Genomic DNA, 16,509 nt, shown 5'->3' with positions numbered 1-16,509 from the left:
CGCGGCTTCACAGCCCGATGACAGGGCGGGCGGCCAGGTCGTCGTGCCAGTCGTCGGCCAGCACCAGGAAGAAGGCTTGCCGGGTTTCGGTACGGCTGAACTCAATGCCATAGACGCGCTGCTCGGCATGCACGGTGCCGCCCGCGCCCAGGTCTTGCTGGCGCACCACGTCGGCCGGCAAGTCCAGCATCAGCAGGGTCGGGTCGGCCGCCGCCGTGACCTGGGCTGTCGGCAAGGCAGGCTGCCATTGCAGCGTCAGGCGCAGCTTGCCGGGGCGCTCCGGCACCGGGGCCAGCGCCAGGATGCGGTAGTCGCCATTGGCCACCTGGCGGCCATCGCGTGAACTGTCGGCCGAGCTGTTGCTGGAGCCATGCAACGAATCCGACACGCTGCCACTGGCCGAAGAGCCGGCGCTGGAGGCCGACGAGGCCAGGCTGTCGGCCCGGGCAGGACCGAAGGCGCAGCCGGCTGCAATCAGCGCTAGGGCGCTCAGGTAGCGAAGAGGTGTGGACTTGGGCGGCATGGTGATGGGGCTTGCTGTGGGCGTTAGCGGGTGGATGGGATTGGGGGCGACGCAACCTTCGGGCCGGGGGGCTCCAGCCGATTATCCATGGGGGCGTGTCGCGTGCGGGGCTTCAGAGCGGGGTGGCTCAGCGGACGCGGTTAAAGTCGGTGGCGGCCGCGCTGTCCGGCCTTGCTGACGATCAAGCCACCTGACATGGTCCACACCACCCAATTCGAACTGGCGCTGCATGGCACCGAGCTGCGCGGCAGCGTGCATCATCCTGGCCAGGCGGCCAAGGCGCCGCGCATCCTGGCACTGCATGGGGGCGGAACGTCGTCGCGCCGGGGCTTTCGGCCGTTGCTGTCTGCGCTGGCCGCCCACGGTCACACCAGCGCGGCGTTCGACTTTGCCGGCCACGGCGAAAGCGGCGGGCAGCTCATCGGCTCCAGCCTGGCACACCGCGCCGAGCAGGCACTGGCGGTGGCCGGCCACCTGGGCCTGCAGCCTCCGGTGGCGCTGCTGGGCAGCAGCATGGGGGGCCATGTGGCCTGCACATTGATCGACGCCCTGGCACCTCGGGCCCTGGTGCTGTTCGGCCCGGCGGCCTACGCGGCGGTGGCTCAGCGCCTGCCTTTTGGGCCTGCTTTCCAGGGCGCCCTGCGCGCCACGACATCGTTTGATTCGTCGCCTGCCTACGAGGCCCTGGGGCGGTTTACCGGGCGTTTGTTGCTGGTATTTGGCACCGAGGACGACGTGATCCCCGAGGCGGTTCAGCAGCAGTACCTCAGCCGGGCCGACCAGGCTCAAAGTGTCGAGTTGATGCGCTTGCAGGGCGCGGGCCACCGCCTGCACGACTGGCTGGCAGAGCGGCCAGACCGCTTTACCGACGTGCTGGGGCGGGTGCTGCGGGCCCTGAAAGACTGACCGGTTGCCACTGTTGTGCTCAAAAAGGAATCCTGTGCCGCCAACCCTCACTCTGTCATGGGCTTCAGCCTTGCGGTTCGGGCGGCGCTGCCCGGCAGGTCTGGCAGGGGCCATTGCGTTGACCCTGGCAGGATGCGCTGCCCCGGGCCCAGATGCGTCGCAGGTTCAGTCCCTGTCGGGGCACTTGAATGAATGGGCCGCTCGCAGCCATGTGTGCGCAGTCGCGCTGGCGCAGATCCGGAACCGGCAGCTTGATCGCGTGGACACGGCCAGCACCTGCGACGCCTCACAGGGCGTGCGGGCTGACACCCTCTTTCAGGCTGCTTCGCTGGGCAAACCTGTGTTTGCCTATGCAGTGCTGAAGCTGGTGCAACAGGGGCGGCTGGATTTGGATGCTCCCCTCATGCGTTACCTGCCGCAGGGCTACCGCCACCGATATCAGCCGCTGCAGGCGGAGCCCTCGGAATGGGTCACCGATGTGCGCATTCAGGGGCTCACGGCGCGCCAGGCACTCCAACACACCACGGGCTTGCCCAACTGGGCCTCCGGGCCGCTGCGTTTCGAGGCCGAGCCGGGCGCGCGCTGGTCTTACTCAGGTGAGGGCTTTGTGCTGTTACAGCGGGCGGTCGAAGCCATCACCGGCCAAGCCCTGGACCTCTTCATGAACGAGCAGGTGTTTGTGCCGTTGGGCATGCAGCACAGTGCCTATGCCTGGGATGAGGCGATGGCCCCCGACTTCCTGCCCGGCACCAAGGCCAACGGTTCGCCCCGCAAAACCTTGAAGCTGACCACGCCGTTTGCGGCGTTCACGCTTTACACCAGTGCGGCAGACTACGCTCGATTTCTCGTGGCACTGCTCAACGATCAACCCCTGCTCGTCACCTCGCTTGCCTCGCCCGTCGAGGTGGACCGCCACCTGAACCTGGCCTGGGGTCTGGGCTGGGGCCTGGAGCGCTCGGCGGAGGGGTTCACGCTTTGGCATTGGGGCAACAACCCAGGCTACCGGGCTTTTGTGATGGCCCGCCCCGCAAGCGGTGACGGCTTTGTGATGCTGACCAACAGCGAGAACGGACTGGCGCTGGCTGAACCCATCGCCCAGCAGGTTATGCCGGGTGAGCACCGGGTGTTCCGGTTCGCCATGCTGGAAGGGGATACCTTCCAATGGCTTTGCAAGCGGCTCGGGGTCTGCCTCTGAGTCGCGGCTTACAAGCGCTCCGAATGGTGCCCGTTGGTCAGTGTGGTTCTGTCAGTTCCTGATCGCACGGGGCGCCTCGCTGTATCACGGCGCCAGGTCCAAGCAGTGTGCCGGGCGCGAGCACTGAGTTGGCACCGATCTGGGCGCCATCGCCCACCAGGGCACCGAATTTGCTTTGCGGCAGCAAATGCAATGTTGAGCCCAGCCGCACTCGCAGTTCACGCCCGGGCCGTTCGTTGCGGTGGTTGCAGATGATGCTGCCGGCCTCCAGGTTCACACCCGATCCCAGCACGGAGTCGCCCACAAAATTGAAGTGCGCCAGGTGGGTATGCGCAAAGATGAACGAAGACTTCAACTCGGCGCCAGGGCCGATGCAACAGTCTCGGTCCAGCCAGTTGCCCCCTCGCAAATAGGCCCCTGAGGCCACGAAGCAGCGGGCCCCCACAATCAGGGGACCCTTGAGCGTGGCGCCTGGCTCAATGGTAGCGCTGCGGTGGATGGCGATCTGCCCCTGAATCAGGTAGTCGTCGGCTGGCAGCGCCACCAGCAGATTCGCGACGATGGGTGCTGCTGCGGCCGTCAGTTCCCAAGGTTGCAGATCGCTGAAACGTGCCAGGGGTGAGTCCGTGATGGCTGCAATGTCGTTGCGCAGGTCAATTCGTTGGGGCATGGCAGGGGTCCGAAGTAGGCGCAGCGTGAACTGTAGGGCCCAGTGTCCGTGACGGTGCCGGAACCAAGGCCACCCGGATCCCAACGGTGTTCCAAGACCGATGACCCCATTCAGCAGCCGAGTCTGCCTGGGCAGAAGGTCGTTGTGGCACCGCGTCTTGTACCCCTGATGGCATCTGCGGCCTTCGGGGGCAGCCGCAATAGGTCACCCGGGTGGGGCAAGGTTTGCATCGCAGCGCACAGGGGGGCGGTGTCGAGCCCAGGAGAGTTCCGCGGGAGCCCAACGGGTCTGCTGGCGCAACCCGCTGAGCGGACCGCCAACTTGGATGGCCTCAGGAATAGAAGCTGGGCGCCGGCGCTTGCTCATGGAGGGCCCACTGGCCCAGCTCATTGAGCTTGTAGTCGATCGGGTCGTGCAGGCTCTGGGTGCGCAGGTTGCGCCAGAAGCGGTCCAGGCGCAGGGCGCCGTGGGTGGCGCGGGCGCCTGTCACCTCGAACAGGCGGCTGCTCAGGTCCAGGCCGTAGCGGCTGCTGGCTACCTTGGCGGTGGATACGGCCACGGCCACCTGGCCACGCTGTTCGAGCGTGAGCTGGTCGCCCTGCTGCCAGGCCGCATCGAACAGAGCGGCGGCCCGCTCGGCCAGCAGGCGGCTGCTTTCCAGGCCGACCCAGAACTCGCCGTAATGGGCCAGCACATAAGGGTCCTGGCCGGCCTCGCTGACCCCCGACTTGAACCAGGGCCTCGACTCGGTGCGGGTGAAGCGGCGTGCTTCCTCAAATGCCCCCTCGGCCACTCCGAGGAACATGTGGCTGAAGATCAGCTGCGCCAGCAGGGGGCGCAGGCAGGCCTGGGGGGTGCTGAGCGGGCCAGGCTTGAGCAGCAACTCGCGCTCTTCCACCCGGACCTGGTCGAAGGTGACGCTGCCGCTGTCGGTCTGACGCTGGCCCATGTTGTCCCAGTCGCCATGCAGGGTGATGCCGGGGCGCGTGGTGGGCACGGCGGCGATCAACAGCTTGCCGGTGGCCTCGTCCAGGGCCGAGGCGATCAGCATGTCAGAGTCGGCCGAGCCCGAGCAAAAGCTCTTGCGCCCTGAGAACGCATGCCAGCCGTCGTGGTGCTGTACCGTGGTGCGTTTGTCCAGCGGGTTCAAGGCATTGCCCCAGAACCAGCGATGTTGCACGGTATCGGTCAACCAGGGCTGCCATTGGGCGGGCTCGGCGAACAGGCGCACGGTGGCCAGCATCAGGTGGTGAAAGCCAAACACGTGGGCCAGCGAGCTGTCGACCTGGGCCAGCCGTCGCACCACACCCAGCGTGGTGCGCCAGTCGGCGCCCAGGCCGCCGAGTTCGGGGGCCACCGACAGGGCGAGCAGACCGCTGGCGCGCAGTGCATCGCGCTCGGCCTTGGGGGTGCCTCCGGCCTGATCGCGTGCGGCCGCGGTGGTGGCGAACTGGCTGGCCAGGGTTTCGGCGCAGTGCAGGGCCTGGTTCAGGGCGGTGTGGTGGACCGTGTCGGCTGAGGGTTGGGGTTGGTGTTTCATGGCAATCGGTGCGAGGGCTGTGAGTCACTAACTGAGGGCGTCGAGTGAGGGTGTTGAAGGCGGCCGCCAGCCTAGCCCGGGCTGCGCCCACTGTCGATGCACACATGCCCGAGGTGGCCCGAAGTCGCCCGCAGCCTCGGGGCGCTGCTCAGCGCAGGTCCTTCGATGGGGTGGCTTGAACCCGTCCTGCGGCAAAGCGCGATGAGCGCAGGCCTCATTTTCATTGCGGTGGCTTCAACCGGGCCTGTTGCCCCAGGCCGCGGCCATGGCCTGCAGGCAGGTGGCTGCATTGCCCCGCACCAGTCGCACGCTGCAGGCCAGCATCAGGTTGAGGGGCAGGCCGAAATCTTCCACCTGGTAGCCCTGTGTGTCGAACCGACGCCCGTCCTGTCTCAGCTCATGGGGGACACGCTGCGGCAAGGGGCGGTCATCGTCCACATAGGCCCACACGGGCTTGCCCAGCGCGTGGGCATAGCCCACTTCGAACACCGTGCCCGAGTCGGGCTCCAGGCCGCGGAAAGGGTTGAGGTTGGCCATCAAGGCGTCAGCTTGCCGGATCGCGGCCAAGTTGCTTTGCAGGATCCAGTGGGCGAGGGCCGCGCCCGTCAGGGCAGGGGGTGGGCTGGGATCGGTGGGGTAGTGGCCCACAAAGCCGTGTCGCTGGCAAAGAAGCTGCAAGGCCTCGCCCTGTTGCCGGGCATCAGGGCGGAACACGTCAAAGCCGGCGAGGTAGAGGCGGAGTGGTGAAGGCATGGGGGGGAGCGTTGGCAGACGCAGTCTCGATGATCGCTTATTCAGATGCCTCAGGCAGGCCGTGGCATGCGAATTGCGCATGGAATTCGTTGAACGAACAAAAGAGAAGAAATGGTATTTCTCAATTGAGCGGCATGTTGTCTTGTGGATGCGCCGAAATATTGATTAAAAGTATCATTGAAATGATATTAATGCTTGTTTTTTGATGGAATTTGACTAAAATAAGAAGTGATTTTTTGAACAATTCACGGACGGATGGAGGTCATGATGAACGTATTGCGACAAGTCAAGATAGGCGCCCGCCTGGGCTGGGCGTTTGCAGCTGTGCTGCTGATGCTGGCCCTGCTCGGCGGCTTTGGCATGTACCAGATGAGCCGTGCCAACTTTTATGCCAATGACCTCGGCACGAATTGGCTACCCAGCGTGAAAGTGTTGGGCGACATTCGCACAACCTTCAATGAAGTGCGTCGAGTCAGCCTGCGGCACCTGCTTGAAAATACCCCGGAGGCCAAAGCCGAGCAGGTCAAGCTCTACGAGGCCGCTGTAGAGACGGCGGTGCCCAAATTATTTGCCGAATACGAACCCATGATCGCTTCGCCGGAAGAGCGCAAGGCCTATGAAGAGATCAGGAACGGTTGGACGGCCTTTTTGGAGATCGAGAAAAAGCAGATGGCTTTGGCCGCCGGCAATGAAGCCGATCGCGACGCAGCGCGTCAGCTGGCCGTGGGGCCTGCCGCGAGTGCTTTCACAGAGATCATGGCCGGCGTCACAAAAGATGTGAACATCAATCTGGCGGGCGCGGACAACGCAACAGCATCAGCCAAATCAAGCTACCAGCATTCATTGATCGTTTCGAGTGCCGTGATCGTCATCGCTCTGTTGATGGGCGCGGTGCTGGCAGTGCTGGTCACCCGCTCGATTGTGCAGCCCTTGAACACAGGTGTGACTGTGGCCGAGGCCGTGGCCCAAGGGGATTTGACAACCAAGTTCGATATTCAGGGCCACGATGAGCCGGCCGACCTGCTGCGCGCCCTGCAGCACATGAACGAACGCCTGGTCGACATCGTGGGCCAGGTGCGACTGAGCAGCGACAGCATCGCCACCGGTTCGGCAGAAATCGCCACCGGCAATGCCGACCTCAGCCAGCGCACCGAGCAGCAGGCCAGCAACCTCGAAGAGACGGCGGCCTCGATGGAGGAGCTCAACAGCACGGTCAAGACCAATGCCGACACAGCCCAGCAGGCCAACCGGCTGGCGTCGGAAGCCACCCAAGCCGCGGAACAGGGGGGTGCCGTGGTGGGCCGGGTGGTAGCGACCATGCAGGACATCTCGGCATCCTCGAAGAAGATCTCGGACATCATCGGTGTGATCGACGGGATTGCCTTTCAGACCAACATCCTGGCGCTGAACGCGGCGGTGGAAGCGGCCCGGGCCGGAGAGCAAGGCCGCGGCTTTGCCGTGGTGGCCAGCGAGGTGCGCAGCCTGGCCGGGCGTTCGGCCGAGGCAGCCAAAGAGATCAAGACCCTGATCGGCGCCAGTGTCGAAAAGGTGGAGGCCGGCACCACGCTGGTAGACGAGGCCGGCCAAAGCATGGAGGGCATCGTGACCCAGGTGAAGCGCGTGAGCGCGCTGATCAGCGAGATCTCCAGCGCCTCGATGGAGCAAAGCAGTGGCATCAGCCAGATTGGCGATGCGGTGAACCAGCTCGATCAGGTGACGCAGCAGAACGCGGCCCTGGTCGAAGAAAGTGCGGCCGCTGCCGACAGCCTGAAGAACCAGTCGCAGCGACTGGCCGAACTGGTGTCGGTGTTCAAGATCACTGGGCAGCCCGCCCGCCTGGGGCAGGCCAACCCGGCGCCACTGCCTTCGCGCCAGTTCGGCAAGGCGCCGGCAATGGCGCCCCTGACCCAGGCCGCTGCACCGAGTCGGCCCAGCCTGGGCAAGTCGCCCAGTCCGGCCTTGACCAACTCGGCCAAATCGGTGGTGGGTGGCAATGAAGACTGGGAATCTTTCTGATCCAAGACGCAAGCGCGGCTTGGTACCACCGGGCCCAGCCCGGTGGCCCACCCTCAACCTGGTCCGCAAAGGCTCAGGTGCTGCCCTGATCCAGCCCGTGCTTGCGGATTTTGTCGTGCAGCGTGGTCTTGGCCACGCCCAGGGCCTCGGCGCTGCGCGCGAGGCTGCCGCCGTGGCGGCGCAGGGCATCGGCAATGAGGGCGCGTTCAAAGGCCTCGACCGTGCTGGCCAGCGCTTGCGCGGGGGCGGGGCCGGTTGCCTCTGAAAACGGGGGCGACCCCCCTTCGATGCCCAGTACGCAGCGCTCGGCCACGTTGCGCAGTTCACGCACATTGCCGGGCCAGTGGTAGGCCATGAGCTGGCGCATGCGCTCGGCGCTGGTCTCGGGGGCGGTGCGCTGGTGGCGGGCGGCGCCCTGCAGCGCAAAGTGCTCGAACAACAAGGGGATGTCTTCGCGCCGTTCACGCAGCGGCGGCAGCGGCAGGGTGGCCACGCTCAGGCGGTAGTACAGGTCGGCCCGAAAGCCGCCTTGGTCCGACAGGGCCAGCAGGTCGGTCTTGGTGGCGGCGATCACGCGGCAGTCGATCGGGATCAGGGTGTTGGAGCCCAGGCGCTCCAGGGTGCGCTCCTGCAGCACGCGCAGCAGCTTGATCTGCATGCCCAGGGGCATGCTCTCGATCTCGTCGAGGAACAAGGTGCCGCCGTTGGCGTGTTCGATCTTGCCGATGCGTTTCTTGGCAGCGCCGGTGTAGGCACCTGCCTCGTGGCCGAACATTTCGCTGTCAAACAGGGTGTCGGGCAGGCCGCCGCAGTTGATGGCCACAAAGTGGCCCTGCCGGCGCGCGCTGGCCTCGTGCAGGCAGCGCGCCACCAGCTCTTTGCCGGTGCCGGTCTCGCCCTGGATCAGCACATCGGCCGCGCTGCTGGCCAGGCCCGCCAACCGCTGGCGCAGGCGCTGCATGCCGGGCGCCTGGCCCAGCAACTGGCCTTCGATGGTGTCGCGCTGGGCCAGTTGGCGCCGCAACTCGCGCACCTCCAGCACCAGGCGGCGTTTCTCCAGGGCACGGCGCACGGCACCCACCAGGTACTCGGGGGCGAAGGGCTTCTGGATGAAGTCGTGGGCGCCGTCCTTCATGGCCTGCACCGCCATGGCGATGTCGCCATGGCCGGTGATCAGCACCACGGGCAATTCGGGGTCCAGGGCCATCAGCTCGCGCATGAAGGTGAGCCCGTCGCAGCGTGGCAGGCGGATGTCGCTGACCACGATGCCTGCAAAGTCGGCCCCCAGACGCTTGCGTGCCGCCTCGGCACTGCCCACGCTGTCGCAGGCGATGCCTTCGAGTTGCAGCGCCTGCTCGCAGCCCAGCACAATGTCGGGGTCGTCTTCAATGATCAGAACTTTGAGGGCGTCAGTCATGGGGTGGGCTCGGTGGGTCGGTTGGCACGTCGAGGGCTCTTGGAAGCTCCAGCGTGAACAGGGCGCCGCCGTCGGGGTGGTTGGCGCCGCTGAGGCTTCCCTGGAACTCGCGCACGATGCCGGCCGACAGGGCCAGGCCCAGTCCCAGACCGACGCCGGCCTCTTTGGTGGTGAAGAAGGGCTCGAACAGGTGGGCCTGCGCGGCGTCGGCCAGCCCGGGGCCGTGGTCGCGTACCCGCACGCGCACCCGCTCGGCCTCCTGGCTGCAGGCGATCTCGATGCGGGGGCGCTGGGGCGGATGCACCGCGTCCAGCGCATTGCCGATCAGGTTGATCAGCACCTGCTCCAGCCGGTTGCCGTCGCACAGCGCCACAGGGCAGGGGCTGTTGGCCGCGCGCACGATGTCGGCGCGGCTTTCGGTGATCCGGCCCTCCAGCACGGCCAGGGCATTGTCCAGCGCCTGATCCAGCGGCACGGGGCGGCTGGTCGCGGGCGACTTGTGGGCAAACGAGCGCAGTTGTCCGGTGATGCGGCCCATGCGGTCGGCCAACTGGGCCATGCGTTCGAGATTGGTTCGGGTGGTGGCCAGGTCGCCCCGCTCCAGAAATCGCAGGCTGTTGCCCGAGAGGGTGCGCAGGGCGGTCAGGGGCTGGTTCAGCTCGTGCGCGATCCCGGTGGACAACTGACCGATCGCGGCCAGCTTGCCGGCCTGCACCAGTTCGTCCTGGGCGGCGCGCAGGTTGGCTTCGGTGCGGGTGCGCTCGGTCACCTCAGCCTGCAACCGGTGGTTGCTCGCCCACAGGTCGGCGGTGCGCTGGTCTACCTTGCGCTCTAGCTCGTCGTGGGCGGCCTGCAAGGCCTCGCGCGCGGCCAGCCGGTCTTTCAGGTGGCGGCGGCGCTCATTGAGCATCAGGCCCAGCACAAACAACAGGGCCGCACCGATCAAGGCGATCAGGGCACGGCTTTGGGCAATCTCATCCACCTGCTCCAGGTGCGACAGCACGGTCAAGGTCCAGGGCGTGCCGGGCAGGGCCCTGGACTGCGCCAGAAAGCGCCCCGCCACGGGGTAGACCGAGACCATCTCGGGGCGCTCCTTGGCGATGCTGACCAGGCGGGCGCCGTGTTCCAGCTCGCGCAGTTCACGCAGGCCCAGGGGCTTCAGGGCGCGACGGTTGTATTGCTGGGTCTGATCGAAGGCTTTGGCCGTGGCTTCGTCGAGCGGACGCAGGGTGGTGAACTTCCAGTCGGGCACCGAGCCCAGGATGACGACGCCGTTCTCGTCGCTGACCATGACTGGCGCCTCCACCGTGGTCCAGGACTGCTCCAACTGGTCCAGGCTGACCTTGATCACGGCAACGCCCTGGGTGCCACGCGGGTCCACCAGGGTGGAGGCCAGGTAGTAACCGGGCTCACCGCGGGTGGTGCCGATGCCGAAGAAACGGCCGCTGCCGTTGGCCACCGCATCGCGGAAATACGGGCGGAACGACAGGTTTTCGCCCAGGTAGCTGTCGGCACGGCGCCAGTTGCTGGTGGCCAGCACCTGGCCCTGGGGGTTGATCACGTAGATGGCCAGGGTGCCTGCGCGGTCGTTGAGCTGCTCCAGGTAGGCATTGACCCGGCCTGGCGATTTCTGACCGGCGGGATGGGCCAGCAAGTCCAGCACGTCGGCTTGCAGCTCCAGGGTGCCCGGAAGGAAAGCGTATTTGCCGATCTCGCGCTCCAGGCTGGCGGCATACAGATCGAGCCGGTGCAGCCCGGTGGTCTGCATCTCGGCCAGGCCCAGGCGTTGCGCCATCTGATACGCGCCCAGGCTGCTCAGGCCCATCAGGGCCAACAGCAGCAAGACAATGGGGGCGAAGCGCAGTACACGCGGCAGGTGGCGTGTGAGGGGTGGGCTGACGAGGCGCTTTGAAAGACGTGGGGACAGGCGTGGAGGCATGGGCGGCAGACGGGGATGGTAGCAGCGCCGCCAGCCCCCAGGGGGCTGGGGGGTCCTCAGGCTCGGGCGGCCACGGCGCTGTCGTCGCCTTCCACCGGCAGGGCTTCTTCAGCCTCGGCCAGGGCCGGATCGACGGGCGAGATGGCGCCTTCCCATTTGGCCACCACAGCGGTCGCAATGGCATTGCCCAGCACGTTGGTCATGGTGCGGCCCATGTCCAGAAAGTGGTCGATGCCCAGAATCAGCAGCACACCTGCCTCAGGCAGCTTGAACATCGGCAGCACGGCCGCCACCACCACTAGCGAGGCCCGCGGCACGCCGGCAATGCCCTTGCTCGACACCATCAGCACCAGCAGCATGGTGATCTGAGCGCTCAGCGGCATGTCGATGCCGTAGGCCTGGGAGATGAAAATCGCCGCAAAGGTGGTGTAGATCATCGAGCCGTCGAGGTTGAACGAATAGCCCAGCGGCAGCACAAAGCCGGTCACGCGCGGGCTCACGCCAAACTTCTCGAGCTGCTCCATCAACTTGGGGTAGACCGATTCGCTGCTGGCGGTCGAGAAGCCGATCAGCATCGGTGTGCGCACCAGCTTGACGAGCTTGAACACATCGCGGCCCAGCACCAGGAAGCCGGCGCCGATCAGCACCAGCCACAGGCAACCCAGAGCCAGGTAGAAGCTCAGCATGAAACGGCCGAACACGCTCAGCATGCCGATGCCCTGGGTGGTGATGGCCCCGGCCACGGCACCGAACACGCCCACGGGGGCGAAACGCATCACATAGTCCGTGACCTTGAGCATCACATGCACCACTTCATCGAGGGTGGCCACCAGCGAGCGGGCGGCCTGGTTGTGCAGGTGGCCCAGTGCCAGGCCGAAGAACAGCGAGAACACCAGGATCTGCAAGATCGAGTTGCTGGCCATCGATTCGACGATGCTCTTGGGGAACACCTGGGTGATGAACTCTTTCAGGTTGAGCGACCCGGTCTTGAGCTGGGTGCTGGTGCCCACGTCGGGCAGCGGCACGCTCAAGGCAGCCCCGGGCTGGAGCAGGTTGGCGATCACCAGACCCAGCAGCAGGGACATCAGCGAGGCCCCCAGGAACCAACCCACAGCGCGGGTGCCGATGCGGCCCACGGCTTTGGAGTCGCCCATGTTGGCCAACCCGGCAGCCAGCGTGGCAAAGACCAGTGGCGCAATGATCATCTTGATCATGCGCAGAAAGATGTCGGTCAGGATGCTGAAGTAGCCCGCGATGTCTTTCGCGGCTTCGGGGCTGGGAGCGAATTCATGGCAGGCGTAGCCGACCAGCACGCCCAGGACCATGGCCAGGATGACCAGGGTGGTCAAGCGATTGAGTTTCATGTTGTTTTCCGATGGATGCGATCTGTCGTCCGGAGGGGTAGAAATCCCTGGCGACCGGGCCCCACCCAGCCCACGCCAGCCCCTCTGCAGGGGCTTGGCGCGAGTCGGATCAGTTCTTGTCTCCAGGAAATCCAGGGCCACGCCAGGCGCAGCCGCCTTCTGTTTTGCACGGAGCGTGCCAGTCTTTGCCTGAGCGGAGAGGCTTGATTTGAAAGGAGAATTTCAAACCGGCGTGGCGGCTATGGTCGGTTTCCCGAACCTGTTGGCCCGCAGGCGTTCGGAAATCCGAATGACGTTGTGGCGCCTCGGGTGCTTGCCTCAGGGCAGGCAGGTGACCCGGTTTCGACCGGCGGCTTTGGCCTGGTACATGGCGCTGTCGGCGCGCTGCTGCAGGCTTGGCAAGTCGAGGCGGCCATCCGGGCTGTGCGCCACGCCGATGCTGGCCGTGATCTGCAGCGAATGCCCGCCCACGTCGATCGGCAACTGCTCGATGCTGCGCCGCAGGTGCTCGGCCACCCGCAGGGCCTGGCCCAGGTCGGTCTGCGGCAGCAGCACCCCGAACTCCTCGCCGCCGATGCGGCCCACGACATCGTTGTGTCGAACCCCTTTTTGCAATGCCCTGGCGGCGGCCTGAAGCACTTTGTCGCCTGCCGCGTGGCCGTGTTGGTCGTTGACGCGCTTGAAGTGGTCCAGGTCCACGAACAGCACGGAGTAGCCTCGTCCAGCGTCGGCGCCGGTCTGGATCAGGGCCTGGCTTTGGGCCTGGTACGCCCGGGCATTGAACACGCCGGTCAGCGCGTCATGGGAGGCGATCCGGATCAGCTTGAGGTTGTACTTGCGCATGCGCGAGAAGTACGACACCGAGCGATCGCCGAACACGTGGAACATCACGCTCATGTAAAGCACCGCCAGCAGCAAGGTGGCTTGTGCGTTGCCCGAATAAGGGTGGGCCAGTCTGGGGTTGAGGCCCAGGACGATCAGCAGCGACAGGCCCGTCATCGCCCACCCCGCACGGGGCCCCAGCAGAATGAAGACCCCTGGAATGTTCACCATGAACCAGAGCAGTCGCAGCTCGTCGGCCGGAACAAAGAGCAGGGCAGAGGTGTACTCCAGCATGCACAGCAGCTCGTAAGCCCAGGCGACACCAAGAAAGCGCTCAGGCCTCGATCGCAAAGCGGCCCAACAGCCCAGCGCCAGCACAGTGAAGCCCATCATGGAATAGATGTGCGGCCCATCCAGCACGTTGATCCCACTCAGGTGGGCAGCCACCAGCGCGGCAGTGAAGACGGCCCCGGCAAACATCAAGGCCAGCAGAAACTTGTACTGAAATTCGCGCAGCTCCTCCTTCTCCTCGAAGGAGACATCGCCAAAAAGGAGACGGATGAAAGCGGATTTCATGGCGTTCAACGGGGTCATGGTTTTAGCTGCATCGCACCTCTACCGACCTGCCTTGGATCGGAGCCGGAGCGCCAGCGGCGGCTGCTCCGTCCGGCTTTTCATCGGCCCTTGGCAAGCCCTTCAATATAGCCGGCCTGGGTCCGCAAGCCGCGGCTTGACCGCTTCAGTGGTGGGCATGGGCATTTGCGGGCCGTCAAAAAATAGCGAGATGCGGCAGGTGCTGTTGGCACTGGCCTGTACAGAGCGCCGTTCCACCGTGACAGCCTCAGTCAGTGCCTGGTTTTAAAAATACATTAGACATGCATGTTTATATTTTTTAAGATGTGCAAACAATGCATCTTAAAAAGGACCTTTGCATGAACACCGCCACGCTCGAACCCTCTGCCAACCAGGCCAGCGTCAATGGGCTGGCCGAACAGGCCTTGGGCCGTATCGCCGTGCAACTGCCCGGCGCAACGGCTGTCTTTCGGCGTCTGAAGCTTGATTTCTGCTGCGGGGGCCAGATCAGCCTGCGCCAGGCGGCACAGGACAAGAGCCTGGACCTGGCGGCCCTTTTGCGCGAACTGGAGAGCCTGCAGCGCGAAGACCAGCCGGCAGCCCCGCAACCCGCACCTGCCCTCGTCGACCACATCCTGGAGCGCTTTCATGCGGTGCACCGTCAACAGTTGCCCGAACTGATCCGCATGGCGCGGCGGGTCGAGGCCGTGCACCGCGATCACCCCGAGGCCCCGGCCGGCCTGGCCGATCACTTGGAGCACATGGAACAGGAGCTGCTGGACCACATGGCCAAGGAAGAGAACGTGCTGTTTCCGATGCTCAAGGCCGGTGGCAATCCCTTTGTGCCGCAACCGATCGCCATGATGCGCCACGAGCATGTGTCCCATGGCGCCGAGCTGGCACGCATGCTGGCGCTGGCCCATGACATGGTGCCGCCGGCTGGCGCCTGCAACACCTGGCAAGCACTGTATGCCGGCTTGCAGCAGTTTCATGACGACCTGATCCAGCACATTCACCTCGAAAACAACGTGCTGTTTCCGCAGTTTGAGCCGGCCGCCGCGCCGGTGGTCGCTGCATGCGAAGGGGCCTGTTCCTGCGCATGAGAGGGCTCATGCGGCCACGGTTTGCCGCATGATCGACTTTCCAGCCACCTGCCATGCCTGCCATGATCCCCACCGTCCGTATTGCCAACGCTTCTTTGCTGCCCGGCCGTCCCGCGCCCGAGGCCGGCTTTGCCGCCCCTTACGAGATGCTGGGGGCCTGCCATGACAAGGTGCAGCGCATGCTCGACCTGCTGGAGCGCTTGCAGGCCCACCTGCGTGAGCACGGGCCCGACGGCCAGGCGGCGCAGGCCGCTCGCGACGTGATGCGCTACTTTGACCTGGCCGCACCTTTGCATCATGAGGACGAGGAGCGTCATGTGTTCCCGCTGCTGCTGCATAGCGAAGATCCGGCCTGGGTGGCGTTGGCAGGGCGTTTGCAACAGGAGCACCGTGACATGGTGCCGGCCTGGGCGGGGCTGCGGCAACAGTTGGAACAGGTGGCCGCTGGCCAGGGCAGGGCATTGGAGTTGCAGGCCTTTGTGAGCCTGTACCGGGCCCACCTGCAGGCGGAAGACGAAGTGGCCTACCCTGCGGCGTGCCAACTGGGCAACGAGGCGTCAAACGCCGAAATGAGCCGGGACATGATGCGACGCCGCGGTTTGCACTCAGTGTGAAGAGCGCCTCACGAGTTGGCAAAAACAGGCCTGCCTCGCCGGGGTGGGTTCATGTCTGTCGGCCTTCAAGAAACTGAAAGAACAGGCCTTCGGGCATGGAGCGAGGCAGGCCCCTGAAATGGGTCCAACGGGTCCAACAGATCCGATGGGTGCGCTTGCGGGCTGGCCTACAGCCGTGTCAGGACCATGCCCAGTGCGGTCAGCACCGAGGCGCTGAAGATGCCCACCCCCAGGGCTCTTCGGCGGTTCATCTGCACCCACAGGATCACGCCTGAGATGGACAAAAAAACCATGCTGCCCGCAATCGTGTCCACCAGCAGGATCCAGGGCACGGTCATGCCTGTGCCCTTGTGCAGGTTGGTCAGAGCGGCGATGAAGCCGTGCTGCGTGGTGTTGATACCGACCGATCGATTGCCTTTCCAGTACTCCACCTGCACGGTTTCGCTCGGGCCACCGAAGTTGAACACCCAACGCTCCGGTTGACGCGGGGCATCGCTGTTCTTTTCGGCCCAGGGCAAGGCTTTGGCTGGGTCGATGCGCACGCTGTTCGGCGGCCCGGACAGGCCCAGTGCCGGGGCCAGCCACTGGCCCATGGCCTCGGGGGTACTGGGCGGCGGATCGGCCAGGGCCATCTGAGCATGGCTTTTCTGCTGGCTCAAGGGCAGCTTGAGCACGGTCCGGTGGTTCAGCCAGATGCCGCTCAAGCCGAAGACCAGGCCCAGCAAGGCGCCCCACAGGCCGATCCAGCCATGGGTCTTGCGCACCCAGTGGACAAAACGCGAATAGGTCTGGTGGCGGCGTTTGGCCCGGGCGGTGTCTGTCGACAAAAGGGGGGCGCTGGCGGCTGGCGTTTTCATGGCATTCGGGAGGGGCAGGCCGGTGCGGCGTGGAGTGGTCAAGGGGGTTATCAGATTCTGAATGATAACCATTGTCATTTGAAAAGATTCCGTGGAGAAAGATTGTCGACTTCAAATGTGTCGCAAATAAGAATTAATCCCATCTAGAATGCACACAACGCCGGAAGAATCGCCCGGCGTCCAGTCTTCGTCTCCCTTGCCCTCCGGGGCCAGACCC

The 16,509-nt window shown here is 65.2% G+C and carries 14 protein-coding genes; 5 read left to right on the top strand and 9 right to left on the bottom strand.

Annotation, left to right across the window (positions count from 1 at the left end; all coding sequences use genetic code 11):
* Window positions 1–7: 7 nt before the first annotated feature.
* Window positions 8–523, bottom strand: coding sequence for a hypothetical protein (locus AC07PT_RS14595; RefSeq protein WP_492345998.1), 516 nt, complete (start codon window positions 521–523; stop codon window positions 8–10).
* Between the two features lie 195 nt (window positions 524–718).
* Between AC07PT_RS14595 and AC07PT_RS14590 the strand changes: the two genes are divergently transcribed.
* Both AC07PT_RS14590 and AC07PT_RS14585 read left to right on the top strand, forming a co-directional pair.
* Window positions 719–1,429, top strand: coding sequence for an alpha/beta fold hydrolase (locus AC07PT_RS14590; protein WP_494657075.1), 711 nt, complete (start codon window positions 719–721; stop codon window positions 1,427–1,429).
* 184 nt (window positions 1,430–1,613) lie between these two features.
* The gene (locus tag AC07PT_RS14585; RefSeq protein WP_494657074.1) at window positions 1,614–2,624 is read left to right on the top strand and encodes a serine hydrolase domain-containing protein; all 1,011 of its coding nucleotides are present in this window, start codon (window positions 1,614–1,616) and stop codon (window positions 2,622–2,624) included.
* Window positions 2,625–2,661: 37 nt separating this feature from the next.
* Here AC07PT_RS14585 and AC07PT_RS14580 read toward each other — a convergent pair whose 3' ends face one another.
* The 3 genes from AC07PT_RS14580 to AC07PT_RS14570 all read right to left on the bottom strand — a co-directional run bounded on the left by AC07PT_RS14580 (window position 2,662) and on the right by AC07PT_RS14570 (window position 5,587).
* Window positions 2,662–3,294, bottom strand: a complete 633-nt coding sequence (locus tag AC07PT_RS14580; protein ID WP_494657073.1) for an LbetaH domain-containing protein — start codon at window positions 3,292–3,294, stop codon at window positions 2,662–2,664.
* Between the two features lie 331 nt (window positions 3,295–3,625).
* Window positions 3,626–4,834: an acyl-CoA dehydrogenase family protein gene (locus tag AC07PT_RS14575; RefSeq protein ID WP_494657072.1), complete on the bottom strand. Its 1,209-nt coding sequence runs from the start codon at window positions 4,832–4,834 to the stop codon at window positions 3,626–3,628.
* Window positions 4,835–5,068: 234 nt separating this feature from the next.
* On the bottom strand, window positions 5,069–5,587 hold the full coding sequence (locus AC07PT_RS14570; RefSeq protein WP_494657071.1) for a nucleoside 2-deoxyribosyltransferase: 519 nt from the start codon (window positions 5,585–5,587) through the stop codon (window positions 5,069–5,071).
* A 267-nt stretch (window positions 5,588–5,854) separates the two neighbouring features.
* Between AC07PT_RS14570 and AC07PT_RS14565 the strand changes: the two genes are divergently transcribed.
* Complete coding sequence (locus AC07PT_RS14565) at window positions 5,855–7,603, top strand: methyl-accepting chemotaxis protein (RefSeq protein WP_494657070.1); 1,749 nt, start codon at window positions 5,855–5,857, stop codon at window positions 7,601–7,603.
* A gap of 73 nt (window positions 7,604–7,676) precedes the next feature.
* On the opposite strand, the gene AC07PT_RS14560 is transcribed toward AC07PT_RS14565, so the two are convergent.
* From AC07PT_RS14560 to AC07PT_RS14545, 4 genes are all read right to left on the bottom strand, one after another.
* Window positions 7,677–9,020, bottom strand: coding sequence for a sigma-54-dependent transcriptional regulator (locus AC07PT_RS14560; RefSeq protein WP_494657069.1), 1,344 nt, complete (start codon window positions 9,018–9,020; stop codon window positions 7,677–7,679).
* Window positions 9,013–10,845: a sensor histidine kinase gene (locus AC07PT_RS14555; RefSeq protein ID WP_494657235.1), complete on the bottom strand. Its 1,833-nt coding sequence runs from the start codon at window positions 10,843–10,845 to the stop codon at window positions 9,013–9,015. Before AC07PT_RS14555 ends, AC07PT_RS14560 begins: the two co-directional genes overlap by 8 nt.
* 170 nt (window positions 10,846–11,015) lie before the next feature.
* A complete protein-coding gene (locus AC07PT_RS14550; RefSeq protein ID WP_494657068.1) occupies window positions 11,016–12,323 on the bottom strand; it encodes a dicarboxylate/amino acid:cation symporter in 1,308 nt (435 codons plus the stop codon).
* Between the two features lie 318 nt (window positions 12,324–12,641).
* A complete protein-coding gene (locus AC07PT_RS14545) occupies window positions 12,642–13,739 on the bottom strand; it encodes a GGDEF domain-containing protein (protein WP_494657067.1) in 1,098 nt (365 codons plus the stop codon).
* A 338-nt stretch (window positions 13,740–14,077) separates the two neighbouring features.
* Here AC07PT_RS14545 and ytfE point away from each other — a divergent pair, with 338 nt between their 5' ends.
* Together ytfE and AC07PT_RS14535 are read left to right on the top strand one after the other, a co-directional pair.
* Entirely contained in the window at window positions 14,078–14,821 is a 744-nt protein-coding gene (gene ytfE, locus AC07PT_RS14540) for an iron-sulfur cluster repair protein YtfE (RefSeq protein WP_494657066.1), read from the top strand.
* 53 nt (window positions 14,822–14,874) lie between these two features.
* Entirely contained in the window at window positions 14,875–15,435 is a 561-nt protein-coding gene (locus AC07PT_RS14535; protein WP_494657065.1) for a hemerythrin domain-containing protein, read from the top strand.
* Window positions 15,436–15,602: 167 nt separating this feature from the next.
* Here the strand turns inward: AC07PT_RS14535 and AC07PT_RS14530 are convergent, their stop codons facing one another.
* On the bottom strand, window positions 15,603–16,292 hold the full coding sequence (locus AC07PT_RS14530; protein ID WP_494657234.1) for a PepSY-associated TM helix domain-containing protein: 690 nt from the start codon (window positions 16,290–16,292) through the stop codon (window positions 15,603–15,605).
* Between the last annotated feature and the right edge of the window lie 217 nt (window positions 16,293–16,509).

This window comes from Curvibacter sp. GW821-FHT09D12 (assembly GCF_059416245.1).
This window is presented reverse-complemented; position numbering and strand designations above follow the sequence as displayed.